Origin of the sequence: Bacillus norwichensis (genome assembly GCF_014836955.1) — a bacterium.
Classification (GTDB): Bacteria; Bacillota; Bacilli; order Bacillales; family Bacillaceae_C; genus Siminovitchia; species Siminovitchia norwichensis.
In genome coordinates this window covers 47,286-60,314 of sequence record NZ_JACSPV010000016.1, presented here as the reverse complement: position 1 = coordinate 60,314, position 13,029 = coordinate 47,286, and the positions used below count along the sequence as shown (strand labels likewise).

Genomic DNA, 13,029 nt, shown 5'->3' with positions numbered 1-13,029 from the left:
AGGTCGGTTAAGATATTTTCAAGTGAACCATATTATTTTTTTGCTACATACATCTTCTAATTTTAACAAAACTACTAGTACACTTATTGCTATAAGAAGTTTCTTATATTTTCTTCAATCAGGTCAACAAACCTTTCCGTAGCTCTATTTAAAGGAACGTTTTTCAAATAACATATACCAATACTTCTTTTAGGTATAGGTTCCATTAAGGTCACTTCATGAAGCAGGCCTTTTCTCAAAAACTGTTCAGAGAATTCTTTTGTAACGCAAGCAACACCAAGGTTAATCTTTGCAAATTCTAACAGCAGTTCATGTGAACCTAACTCAAATTCCGGCTGAATTTTAATTCCCTTTGTAAGGAAAAATTCTTCAACATATCTTCGGGAATTGGAATTGTCCAATAAAATAAGCGGGAACTTAACCAATTCCTCATATTTCATTGGCTTAGAAAATACTTTTCGGTATTTTTCGCCATATACAAAGGTATCTTGGATTTCTAGTAAAGGCTTTACTTCTAATGACTTGTCATCAATGGGGAGATTACAGATGGCGATGTTCACTTCTCCCGCTTTTAAGGCAGCTATAATTTCCCACGTTGTCCCATTGACTATTTTGAATTTGAGATTTGGATAGCGGTTGTGAAAAGTTTCTAAATAGGGAAGTAAAAAATATCGCGAAATAGTATCGCTAACCCCTATTTTAAACTCACCAAGGATTAAATTTTTAAATTCTAAAAGCTTTTCTTCACCAGCTTGTATAATTTGAAGTGCTGAACTGACATATTCAAACAATAAATTTCCTTCATCAGTTAGCGTGACACCTTTAGATAGCCGATTAAAAAGCCTTGTATCTAATTCCTTCTCTAATTGTGCAATTGATTGACTTATTGCCGGCTGTGACATATATAGCACTTTTGCCGCTTTGGAGAAGCTTTGATTTTTACTAACAGTATAAAAAAGGTAATATAAATCCAATTTGCTTACCATATAACCCGTCCTTATATCCGATATTAGATATATTGACTTTACTTATATCATTAAAAACCGTATATTACAAGAGGAGACTATTTGGATAGTTAATGTATTAGATGATACTTTTTAAAAAGTGAACCTTTTATCGAATATAGCTAGATTGCGAAGAAGGAGCGAATGATTGTGGAAAGAGTTGTAGGAACTGTTGCCAGGGGACTTCGTTGTCCCATAATCAATAAGGGAGATCGCATTGAAGATATTGTTGTTGATAGCGTATTAAAAGCAGCAGAAGTTGAAGGCTTTACCATTCAGAATAAAGATATTGTAACTGTTACAGAGTCGGTTGTGGCACGTGCACAAGGAAACTATGCCACCATTGACCATATTGCCAAAGATGTTCACGCCAAATTTGGCGATGATACCATCGGTGTGATTTTCCCTATCCTTAGCCGTAACCGCTTTGCTGTTTGTCTTAGCGGTATCGCAAAAGGCGCCAAGAAAATCGTGTTAATGCTAAGCTATCCCTCCGATGAAGTAGGCAATCATTTAGTCGATTTAGATACACTTGATGAAAAAGGGATAAACCCTTGGACAGATGTTCTAACAGAAAAGCAATTTCGTGAGCACTTTGGCTACAACAAACATACCTTCACAGGCGTAGATTATATCGATTATTACAAGTCCCTAGTTGAAGAATATGGAGTAGAATGCGAAGTAATCTTTTCAAATCATCCAAAGACGATTTTGGAATACACACAGAGTGTACTTTGTTGTGATATTCATTCACGGGATAGAACGAAAAGAATTTTAAAGGCTAATGGCGGCGAAAAAATTTATAGCCTCGATAATATTCTTTCTGAATCAATTGACGGAAGTGGTTTTAATGAGGCCTATGGTTTATTAGGCTCGAATAAAGCAACAGAAGATAGTGTAAAGTTATTCCCGCGCAATTGTCAGCCTGTCGTTGATAACATTCAAGAAATCCTGAAAGAAAAGACAGGTAAAACGGTTGAGGTCATGGTTTATGGTGATGGGGCATTCAAAGATCCTGTTGGAAAGATATGGGAACTGGCAGATCCGGTTGTTTCCCCTGCTTACACAGCTGGATTAGAAGGAACACCGAATGAAATTAAATTAAAGTACTTGGCTGACAACCAATTTGCTGACTTAAAAGGTGAAGAACTAAAAAAAGCCATCTCTAAGTACATTGATGAGAAAGAGGATGACTTAGTCGGAGCAATGGAAGCCCAAGGAACTACACCTCGGAGACTAACAGACCTAATCGGTTCACTGTCCGATCTAACTTCAGGCAGCGGTGATAAAGGGACACCGATTGTCTTTATTCAAGGCTACTTCGACAACTACACAAAATAAGCATTACTAGAAAATCAACGAAAACTTATAGGACAAGGGAGAGTAACTCCTTTGTCCTATTTTTATGGCTGACAGATGCTTGAAAGAGAATGTGCTTATATCAATGGTATACCCTCTTTTTGACTTACTAGTAGAACTTCACTTTTTACTTTAAGCCTCATTTATTGTGGTACGTTTATAAAGATATATCGACTGCATCAAGCGATTCTTTTTATTTTTCATCTTTTCCTTGTTAAAATAGAATAACCCTAATTTCAAATCAATAGAATTAGGGAATTATAAAACTAAACGTTAGCTCTTTCTAAAGCATCTAATACTTTCTATTACTTCACTTTTTCTTTTAGATTCTTGATTATTTAAATATTTTTTATTCGTAGTTTCATTGGACATTAAATCTTCAACTGGATCATTAACTATTGCTACAAGGAACTTAAACTCTTCCAATGCTTTTTCATTATCCCACATTACTTCTTTAATCTTGCCGCATTAAGTTTCAACGTTTTTTACTATTTAAACGAGGTAACGAACTACCATCTAAATGATAACGTAACAACATTAACAAATGGTATCTAAACTTTCTATACTTTTATTCCTAATAAAGTACTCTATCTTACACAGAGAGAAAGCTGCCATATAATAAAGCATTAATTCATTACTATTAAATACCTTTTCGGAATACTCTTTATAAAGCCTGCCATGATACCTACTTGACATAAGTGGAACATCTAGAAACATACCACAAAAACTACGCCATTGGGTTGATATGGTTACGATTCTAACCTTTTCTATATTATTACTACTTCCAAATTGCTTGGACCTTCTTTCATAATAAAGTCTTTGCTTTTTATCACTAAATGATTCATAGTAAGCTCCTAATCTCTTTTGAATTGAGCAATGGATAGAAAAAGATGAACCAAATTCACCTGAGGAAATGGCCATTTGCATATGAAAATGTTGAAGTCGATGAAACATTTTATTTCGAATTAAGAGATCAGTTGTATGGATGCAAGGCGTAACAATTGGTCTATGGAACGATAAATCATAAGGTGGGAAATCTGGTGATTCTAATAGTTTTAGCTTTTTTAGGAATCTTAACTTTTTATAGTGCAACAAATTATTATATGGGGAATAAGTTGTTTATTTGGTTGCAACTCTTACTACCAAATATCAACGGTTTATTATTTTGGGGAATATATATTTTCTGTGCAATTACACCTTTACTTGCAGTTCTGCTCTCCAATTATCGGGTGACGGGTTCACTTTCAACTATAACTAGTTTTATTGGCCGTCTAGGTGATCATTGGATGGGGATTTATTTTTATCTTTTATTAATCACGATTATAGTAGACTTCATTCTATTGGCAGGTAGATTATTTAATATAATTCCTACACCACTAAATGGAAACATTCATTTTTTATCAGGGCTTATTATTGTATTAGCTGTTTTTGGATTATGTTCTTATGGTCATTATCATGCAAATCAAATAAAAAATGTATCTTACGATATACAAATTCCCAAAGAGATGGTAAACGATAATTTAAGGATCATCATGCTTAGTGATTTGCATTTAGGATATACGAATGATGTGGCTTATCTTGAGAAGATAGTAGACAAAATTAATGATATGGAACCCGACATTGTATGTATTGTTGGAGATATATTTAATGGAAGTTACTATGCTTTAGTGGATGCCGAAAAAGCAGAGGGATTGATGAGAGGAATTCAATCTACCTATGGTGTGTATGCTAGTCTAGGTAATCATGATGCAGGATCTACATATAATGAAATGATAGCATTTCTTGAAAACAGTGAAATTACTCTATTAAATGATGAAAATACTATTATAGCGGATCAAATTGTTTTAGTTGGGAGAAAAGATTCTTCGCCAATTGGTGAACAAGGAGAAGAGAGAACAAATATCGCAGATCAACTAGCACAAATACAATTTGATTTACCAATTATTGTGATGGATCATCAGCCATCAAATATCTCAGAATATGGTGAGAATGTAGATTTAATTCTTAGCGGTCATACTCATCAAGGACAGGTTTTTCCAGCTAATCTAATTACGAATGCCATATTTGAAATTGATTATGGTCATTATCAAAAAAATCAAGATAGTCCACAAGTTATTGTTAGTTCGGGTATTGGTACATGGGGACCACCAATGAGAATCGGTACGGATAGTGAAATTGTAGAGATATTAATTAATCCATTAAGTTCCGCGGTGGATTGAGATTATGACGTTACTATAAAAACTCCATTGTGTTTTGTGCTTTTGGTACGGCTATTGACAACAAGAACGAAGATGGTTGCTTAAGGTGGTTTAAACCAAACCTTTAAAACGGTTTATCCATTGCTTCACCATGTGATCCTTTTATGTTCCTACCTCTCATGAGGACTACCTTTCAGCATAGGCATCAATTAAATAATATATATTTATCAATTTCATATTTACCATGGATTAACACATAATAAAAAATAATATAAAAGTGGAGAATAACCACTCTTATATTATTTTTTTTCGCTTTTTCTATACCATTCTTTGTGTTTCAAATTATAAAAACCTAAACTCAGCGTATATTTTTATTCTAATACTCTTCCATAAGGTTCTTGTACAACTTTTTTGATGGACACACTCATTTGGTTTACCGTTACTTGTGATACGGTTCTCCCCTCAATATCCTAAACGCCCGATACACCTGCTCAACCAAGATCAATCTCATCAACTGATGCGGAAAGGTCATTTTTGAAAAAGACAAGGCTTCGTCTGCCCGCTTCATGACTTCACCGCTCAAACCAAGGGACCCGCCAATAACAAAGACAGCACTGTTTTTACCGGATGCAGAAAGGCGGCCCAGCTGCTCTGCGAATTGTTCGCTGCTCGCCTGTTTGCCCTCAATGGCCAAGGCGATGACGTAGGCATCGGGATGGATTTTGTCGAGGATACGGTCTCCTTCTTTTTTCTTAATTTGTTGCATTTGGGTTTGGCTTAGGTTTTCTGGAGCTTTTTCGTCGGGGAGTTCAAGGATGTTGATTTTGGTGTAGGCCGAAAGGCGTTTGAGGTATTCATCAATGCCCTGTTTCATATGTTTTTCTTTTATTTTTCCGACTGAAATAATGGTGATGTTCATGTTGTCCAATTCCTTCCTTTAGATTACACACAGGTTACAAACACACAGCAAACACTTTATCCACAGTAGTTATCCACATATCCACATTATTCATCCACATTTAGTGTGGGAATATTAGTTCCCCACTATATATTCTGCCGGATTATTGCAATATTTACAGGATGTGGGTAACTTATTTTCTACCGTAAGCTTCTCTAATATAGGTGCTGTTTCCTCTTCATCTACAATAATGTCTAACGCCAATTCAACGTGTTCTTTGCAGCAATAAATCATACTTGGTCCTCTTTTCTATTAAAAATCCTCAGTTTTTATGGCCTCAATCTATACGCATTACAGCCTCACTGCTCAATTTCTGCCATCAACTGCCAAAATTTATCCACAATCCATTTTACCATATAAAATATAAAAGCGGGAAAGCACCTGTGCCTTCCCGCTTCCACTTTATAATCTTGTCTCGTCTGTTAAATTGACGGTGGCATCTTGTTTTTTACCACCTCGATAATAGGTGACTTTCATGGAATCTCCGACTTTCTTCTTGTTGTAAAGATATTTTCGGAGCGCCACGACATCTTCAACTTTCTCACCATCCAGTGCAACAATGACATCTAGTTCTCTCAGCCCTGCTTTTGATGCTGGTGAGTTGGCCAGTACGTTCTCGATCATGATACCAGATGTTATGTCTTTTGGAAGCTTCAATGTCTGCTCTTGGTGATAGGCGGAGATTTCAGCGACATCACGCAGCGTAACACCCATAGCCGGACGTTTCACTTCACCGTATTTTTCCAGATCTTCAATGATCGGTATGACGTAATTGATAGGGATGGAAAACCCGATTCCTTCAACGGCACTTTGAGCAATTTTCATGGAGTTAATGCCGACAACCTGCCCCGCAATATTTACTAGGGCTCCACCGCTGTTTCCAGGGTTGATAGCCGCATCAGTTTGAATGACTTCCGCATTCCAATCTGGGACACCATCTCTATTAATATCAACAGGGACAGTTCGATTCACACCAGAAACGATTCCCTGTGTTACAGAACCAGCGAATTCCAAACCGAGAGGATTTCCAATCGCCAGAACAGGCTCTCCGATATGTAAAGCATCAGAGTCTCCAAATTCATTCACAAATCCATCTCCAATATCCTTGGAACTGATTTCAACCACGGCCAGATCTGTCCATATGTCACTTCCCCGCTGCACCCCAGGAACCTTTTTTCCATCTGAAAGCGTTACTTCCAGTTCGGTAGCATCTTCCACAACATGGTGGTTTGTAACGATATAAGCCTTGTCCCCTTGTTTTTTATAAATAACGCCGGAACCGACTCCCACTGCCTGCTGGTCTTCCTGACCAGTTGTCCAGAAATTGGCTGTTTGGATATTGGTAATGCCCACAACGCCTTTTCCAGCCTTTTCTACGGCTTTTGTTACATCCGTTGTCACATCGAGCGAAACCTGCTCTTTTGTTGAAGTTCCTTCATTTTGCTGGATTGTTGCATCGTTTAGGCTTTCATTGTTTTTTATTCCAAAAATTGATGGAGCCAGTATGGCAATAATCAATGCTCCGATCAGCCCGCCGATCAATCCCGTAAAAAAGCCTCCTCTGCCACCTCGGTTTTTGAAACGGTTCGGACTATGATCATCGTATAATCCCACTGCTCACCATTCCTTTCATTAGCATCCATGAAGATAAGTTTCCCTTCTATATGGATAATTATAATCCGCTTGGCCGGAAAACACATAAAAAAATATTCTTATTCGAAAAAATGTAAAAAGAAATGAAAATAAGCGGTCATATAACCGGTTATCTTCATTTCTTTTCCATATTGATTAAACCTTAAACCTACTATTACTATACAGCAGTTAACACTGTTGGTATGTACGGATCTGTATCAAAAAGATCCAACTGGGTGCCAATTTCTATTCCTCTTGTAGCAAGCGTCTGGGTTACGCTCATTCTTGCCAAGTCTTTCATATTGTTATCCTTGCTTAAATGGGCAAGATAAATCCGTTTTGTCCGGTCACCAATGACATCACTCATCGCAAGTGCCGCATCTTCATTGGAGACATGGCCAACATCACTCAGTATTCTCCGTTTGATATTCCAGGGGTATCTCCCCATCCTCAGCATCTCCGTGTCATGATTACTCTCGAAAATATAGACGTCAGCGTCCGAGATCATTCCTTTCATACGATCACTGACATATCCAGTATCCGTAATCAAAACAACCTTCTTCTCTCCAGTTCTGAAAATGTAAAACATTGGTTCAGCCGCATCATGCGAAACACCGAACGATTCAATATCAAGATTGCCGAAGGATTTCACCGTCTCCATGCCGAAAGTGAATTTTTGATCAACAGCAATTTCCCCGACATGCCCATCCATTGCTTTCCACGTCCGTTCATTTGCATAAACGGGCAGCTTGTATTTTCTCGCCATGGCCCCCAGCCCCTTAATATGGTCGCTGTGTTCATGGGTAATGAAAATGGCATCTAGCTTGGACGGATCACGGTCAATCTGCTCCATCTGCTCACCGATTTTTTTACAGCTTAACCCGGCATCTACAAGGAAGGAATGTTCTTTTGTCTCTATATAAAAGGCATTTCCCGAGCTGCCGCTTGCCAATACGCTAAATTGCATCGACATTCATCTTACCTCCAATACCGATTTCCCACTTCCCGTATTTTCCTGAATAATTTGGCCTTCAAATGCATTCACAAGCATTGACTCTTTCTCACCTTCATGTTCGGCAACCACATGCCAAGTTGGTGTCAATACCTGAGAGGCTTCCATATTAACAACCGTGTAATAGCCCAGCTCCGCCCGGACAATTTTGCTGTCCTGTTTCAGCAGCTTATTCCGGTAAATGGCCTCCACTGCGCGAATTGCTGGTAATACCTCTTCTTTTTCACTGATTGGCTCAATCTCTTCAAGCATTGTCTGTTCATATGAATAGACTTCATTATCTTTATCCACATTAAAAACAAGGTGTGCACTTCTATTTTTAAATAGCAATTTATCTTGATGTTTTTGGTAAAAGGTAATGGTCCCAGCTTTTTTGTCATAATTACCGAAGCCATATTGGTCTCCGTATAGAACATTGTTTCGCACATACTGTTCCATCTCTTGAGCATTAATCTTATCCGGTACCTCGACGGGATTCGCCAGTTTAGAATAAATAATGGATCCATCTACAATGGTGATAGACTGGTCCTTCAGCTTTTCAATCTCTTTTTCATTAAAAACCTTTGTGTTGGCACTAATATATTGATCCCTGATTGGATTTTTAGGAATGCCGCTGTAATCAATGCCGTCGTTGTGCAGATTTTCTTCCAAAGAGACATCTGTCCTCACTTCGAGCTTGTTATCCTTTTGTTTATTCATCAATTGAGTCAGAAGGAAAATGTCAAGGATTAAGAATGCGATAATGAAAATGGTCTTCAGTCTACCCCAATCCACTTAGATTCCCCCTAACTTCCTTCACTTCAAACCTTTCCCAAGTATCCTTGTATAAATAGTACCAAGAAGGTTCTAGAATAATCACTTTTGGATTCTCCGGGTTCTTGTATATTCTATACCCCAGGATCAGCTCTTGAAGCTTATCGATGTCTATGTTCGGATCCGCAAGTAAGGTATCCATTACTTCTTCCCCTGAAGCCAAATAAACCTTATCAGGATGAGGCAATGGAATATCAAGGCTAAAGTATGGTCTGCGGTACTGGTAAACCTCTTCCTTTCCCCAATATAGCTTGATTTCAGACATACCTTCAGTATTAAATACCGGATAACCTTTCAGAAACAGTTGGAAAATCGTCTTCTGAGTGGTTGGGTCCATACTAAAATATTTATAATTGTCCGTCCAGCCCGCATGCTCGTTGATAAATTCGATACTTTTCTTAAGTAGATCCATATTATCCTGGCTGGTAATCTCATCTGTTGCCTGGCTTGGATTTACATAAGAGATCATGCTAGTCGCTTTATCCACATTCATCATGCTGGTCGGGTCAGTTAATTTTTCACCAGTTGAATCCTCACTGATTTTTCTTACCAAACTGGGATCCTTAAATAGTGCATCCTTAAACTCAGTAGGATCGACGTAATCAGCATAATAGTGATATCTGTACATCACTGTCTCTTTAGCAGGAAGATACTTTACCCTGCCATCCGGCAGCTCATATGCTTTGAATTCAGGAAATTGGCTTGTCTGTTTATCCAAGCGGTTTAAAAGAGCTTGGATATGTTCATAATTGACGTGGCTTTCATAGACTTTTCCTTCTTTGTTTGAGATAAAAAAGCCTGTCCCGTCTTCCTTGGAACCGTCCTCCCAATGAATAACTAAACGGTCAAATGATCCTCTCGGTAAACTTTCCGACTCAAATCTAAAGATCCCTTTATATAAATCAAAAGGAACGAGATCAGGGAAGATGAGTTCTAGAGAATTATTTCTTTGAGCTATAGATCTGATCTGATCCTGCGAATAAGTCCTTGCATCCCCAAGATCATAAAAGCTCCAACTACTGAGCTCCTGTAATGTCTCACCGATTTTCTTTTCGTCTACTATACCAAAGTGATCATTGTCCATATGAAGCAGAAGCTTAACCGGCCTCACGACCTCTCCTACATCCTTTGGATCCGATATTTTGGAGACTTCATGAACTTGCTTTTTATCATTGAACTCATACTTCGGCTGAAAAGTCCATAGAGTCCAAGTTAATACGGCACTGATAAAGACAAGAAAAATAAGCAGCACTGATTTAATTGTTTCATATCTCACGACCAATCATCCTCTTGTTCCGGATCGTAAGGAAGCGTAAATATGATTGTCGTTCCTTTTCCTTCTACGCTCCTTGCCCAAATGTCTCCGCCATGGGCCCCTATCATTTCTTTTGCAATCGCCAATCCAAGACCTGTTCCTCCGAGACGTCTTGTCCGTGCCTTATCCACCCTGTAGAAACGCTCAAACACCTTTTCCAGATTCTCCTTCGGAATACCCAAGCCTTGGTCGCTGATGCTGATTTGAATCTGCTCATCCAGTACCTTTAGCCTGAATGTCACCTGTCCACCTTCCGGAGAATACTTCAGAGCATTTGAAATGATATTGTCAATAACCTGCGTCAGCTTATCTTCATCAACTTTGATAAACATCGCTTTGTCAGGCAGCATTCGTTTGAAAGTTATGTGGCGCTCTTTCGTCATCTCAAAGCGGTCAATGATATGATTGAAAAATAATACAAAATCTACCCATGTTGGATTGATCTCATAATCCTTGCTGTCCATTTTTGACAGTTTCAATAGATCGTTTACGAGGCGGATCATCCGTTCCGTTTCATTCTGTGTTACATCCAAGAAACGCGGAGCCAGCTCTCTATCATGTATTGCTCCATCAGTGAGTGCTTCAAGGTAACTGCGCATCGTAGTGAGCGGAGTTCTAAGCTCATGCGAAACATTTGCCACAAATTCTCTACGTTCCGCTTCAATTTTCTCCTCTTCCGTCACATCATGGAGAACAACAATCAGCCCATTTACAAAGCCTGTGTCCCTTTGAATGACGGAGAAATTAGCCCGTAAAATAAAGGGAGATTCATCCGTACTGTAGTCAAGTACAATCGGTTCCTGCTGATCCAAAAGATCTTCAAAGCTGTATTGATCATCCAAAAGGAGCAGCTCTGTCACTGGCTGGGAGATCATTGTTTCACGTGAAACATTCAGCATCTGGGAAGCACGCTCATTGATTAAAATGACTCGTCCCTTCCTATCTGTTGCAACAACACCGTCCGTCATATTGGAAAGTACCGAGGAAAGCTTTCTCCGCTCTCCTTCAGTCATAGCCTGTGCTTCCTGAAGCTTTCGAGTCAAGTGGTTGAATGAAATAGCAAGCTGTCCAATTTCATCATCACCATAAACACGGACCTTCCGTGAAAAATTCCCCTTTGCCATGGCCACTGCTTGCCTCTTCATGTCAGAGATCGGCCTTGTAATCGTTCTTGCCACAAGAATACCCAGTACTGCAGTAATGAGCATAGCAATCAATGTGGCAGATATAAAGATTTGGTTGATTTCTTCCAATTGGTCAAAGACCGTTTCTATTTTTGCGACAAGGTAGATGGAGCCCGCCACTTCCCCACCGATTTTAATAGGTGTCGCCAAAATCCAGACACGGTTCCCGGATTGTTCATCTATAAAAATTTTATCTTCTTTTTCCCCGCCGGCCAAAATTCTTTTTACCATGACATCGGTTGTTTTCTGGCCGACAATGCTTTGATTGTTCCGTTCTGAGGTCCCGATGATCAAACTTCTGTTATTGATGGCTCGAACCTCTGAAATATCCTGAGCTGAAAAGTCAGCGAGGAGCTTTCCTACTTCTTCTTCGAGCGGAGGGATGCTTTCATCCGTACGATCCTTCATCATTTCCTCGACAAGACTGTATTCCAGCAAAGGCAATCTTCCTTCAATAGATTGCTGGAAGTTACGGACCAATTGATCCTCGAGCTTATTAATGAAGTAAACACCGATGATCTGCATGGCAATCAAAATAAGCAATAAATAAATTGTTACAAACTTAACATGTACAGATCGAAAAAAGCCTACTTTTTCCATATGGGACTACTCCTGTTCAGGTACGCGTAAATAGTAGCCTACTCCTCTTCTCGTCACAATCCACGTAGGGTGGCTTGGATTGTCTTCTATTTTTTCTCTGAGGCGCCTTACAGTCACATCTACTGTTCTGACATCTCCAAAATAATCATAGCCCCATACCGTTTGTAGCAAATGCTCGCGAGTCATTACTTGTCCGCTATGCTTTGCTAGATAATGAAGAAGCTCAAATTCACGGTGTGTCAATTCGATGGTTTCTCCATTCTTGGATACAACATAGGCATTTGGATGAATAGTCAGTGAACCAATAGTGATTTCATCGTTCTCGTCTTCTGTCAGTTGATCAGCGATTTGTGCATGGCGGCGTAAGTTCGCCTTCACCCGCGCAATCAACTCCCGCGTACTGAAAGGCTTTGTTACATAATCATCTGCGCCAAGCTCAAGTCCAAGAACCTTATCGATTTCTGAATCCTTGGCAGTCAGCATAATAATCGGCATTTCATATTTCTTTCGGATTTCCCTGCATACCTCCATCCCATCACGGCTTGGAAGCATAATATCCAGCAAAACCATATCTGGCTGCATTTCTTCAACGAGTTCAAGCGCCTCTTCGCCATCATAGGCACATTGTACCGTAAATCCCTCTTTCTTTAAGTTAAACTGCAGGATATCGGCAATCGGCTTCTCGTCATCAACTACTAAAATTTTCTTCTCCACAGTGCCCTTTCTCCTCCCATCAACAAATATTTATCATATATTTTCTACGAAATTGTTTTTGTCTCTTAATCTAACTATTTTATCATAAAAAAAGGACTAGTCCAAATGGGGCAAGAGCCCGCTGGGACCACTCCTATAAAGGTTCAAAGTGTAGTGTTTATTTGATAGACAGCTTTTCAGCCATTTGCTGCTGGTAACTCGATCATGCTTCATGCACCACAGCCTCGACGTGGCGTTTTG

Annotated in this window: 11 protein-coding genes; 2 read left to right on the top strand and 9 right to left on the bottom strand. The window is 39.1% G+C overall.

Translation table 11 applies throughout. The features are described 5' to 3' along the window. Positions 1-89: 89 nt before the first annotated feature. A complete protein-coding gene (locus H9631_RS11040; protein ID WP_191812744.1) occupies positions 90-986 on the bottom strand; it encodes a LysR family transcriptional regulator in 897 nt (298 codons plus the stop codon). Between the two features lie 168 nt (positions 987-1,154). Here H9631_RS11040 and H9631_RS11035 point away from each other — a divergent pair, with 168 nt between their 5' ends. Beyond that, the gene (locus H9631_RS11035; protein ID WP_191812742.1) at positions 1,155-2,345 is read left to right on the top strand and encodes a coenzyme F420-0:L-glutamate ligase; all 1,191 of its coding nucleotides are present in this window, start codon (positions 1,155-1,157) and stop codon (positions 2,343-2,345) included. 1,058 nt (positions 2,346-3,403) lie between these two features. After that, positions 3,404-4,582, top strand: a complete 1,179-nt coding sequence (locus H9631_RS22705) for a metallophosphoesterase (RefSeq protein ID WP_318246799.1) — start codon at positions 3,404-3,406, stop codon at positions 4,580-4,582. 418 nt (positions 4,583-5,000) lie between these two features. Here the strand turns inward: H9631_RS22705 and rlmH are convergent, their stop codons facing one another. The 8 genes from rlmH to yycF all read right to left on the bottom strand — a co-directional run bounded on the left by rlmH (position 5,001) and on the right by yycF (position 12,789). Next, positions 5,001-5,480, bottom strand: a complete 480-nt coding sequence (gene rlmH / locus H9631_RS11025) for a 23S rRNA (pseudouridine(1915)-N(3))-methyltransferase RlmH (RefSeq protein WP_191812740.1) — start codon at positions 5,478-5,480, stop codon at positions 5,001-5,003. A gap of 114 nt (positions 5,481-5,594) precedes the next feature. Further along, positions 5,595-5,753 carry a CxxH/CxxC protein gene (locus tag H9631_RS11020; RefSeq protein ID WP_191812738.1) on the bottom strand — a complete coding sequence of 53 codons (159 nt, stop codon included), beginning with the start codon at positions 5,751-5,753 and terminating at the stop codon, positions 5,595-5,597. A gap of 168 nt (positions 5,754-5,921) precedes the next feature. Beyond that, a complete protein-coding gene (locus tag H9631_RS11015) occupies positions 5,922-7,133 on the bottom strand; it encodes a S1C family serine protease (RefSeq protein WP_191812735.1) in 1,212 nt (403 codons plus the stop codon). Positions 7,134-7,329: 196 nt separating this feature from the next. Then, positions 7,330-8,124 carry an MBL fold metallo-hydrolase gene (locus H9631_RS11010; protein ID WP_191812733.1) on the bottom strand — a complete coding sequence of 265 codons (795 nt, stop codon included), beginning with the start codon at positions 8,122-8,124 and terminating at the stop codon, positions 7,330-7,332. After that, entirely contained in the window at positions 8,125-8,937 is an 813-nt protein-coding gene (locus H9631_RS11005) for a two-component system regulatory protein YycI (RefSeq protein ID WP_191812731.1), read from the bottom strand. Further along, positions 8,924-10,252 (bottom strand): YycH family regulatory protein, encoded by a 1,329-nt coding sequence (locus H9631_RS11000; protein ID WP_191812729.1) that lies wholly within the window; start codon positions 10,250-10,252, stop codon positions 8,924-8,926. Before H9631_RS11000 ends, H9631_RS11005 begins: the two co-directional genes overlap by 14 nt. Then, positions 10,249-12,075: a cell wall metabolism sensor histidine kinase WalK gene (walK, locus tag H9631_RS10995; RefSeq protein ID WP_191812727.1), complete on the bottom strand. Its 1,827-nt coding sequence runs from the start codon at positions 12,073-12,075 to the stop codon at positions 10,249-10,251. Before walK ends, H9631_RS11000 begins: the two co-directional genes overlap by 4 nt. Before the next feature lie 6 nt (positions 12,076-12,081). Further along, on the bottom strand, positions 12,082-12,789 hold the full coding sequence (gene yycF / locus H9631_RS10990; RefSeq protein ID WP_191812725.1) for a response regulator YycF: 708 nt from the start codon (positions 12,787-12,789) through the stop codon (positions 12,082-12,084). Positions 12,790-13,029 lie beyond the last annotated feature (240 nt).

Excerpts from the sequence above, each read along its gene's own strand:
- H9631_RS11040 (WP_191812744.1), bottom strand. The coding sequence starts at position 986 with ATGGTAAGCAAATTGGATTTATATTACCTTTTTTATACTGTTAGTAAA.
- rlmH (WP_191812740.1), bottom strand. The coding sequence starts at position 5,480 with ATGAACATCACCATTATTTCAGTCGGAAAAATAAAAGAAAAACATATG.
- H9631_RS11020 (WP_191812738.1), bottom strand. The coding sequence starts at position 5,753 with ATGATTTATTGCTGCAAAGAACACGTTGAATTGGCGTTAGACATTATT.
- H9631_RS11010 (WP_191812733.1), bottom strand. The coding sequence starts at position 8,124 with ATGTCGATGCAATTTAGCGTATTGGCAAGCGGCAGCTCGGGAAATGCC.
- walK (WP_191812727.1), bottom strand. The coding sequence starts at position 12,075 with ATGGAAAAAGTAGGCTTTTTTCGATCTGTACATGTTAAGTTTGTAACA.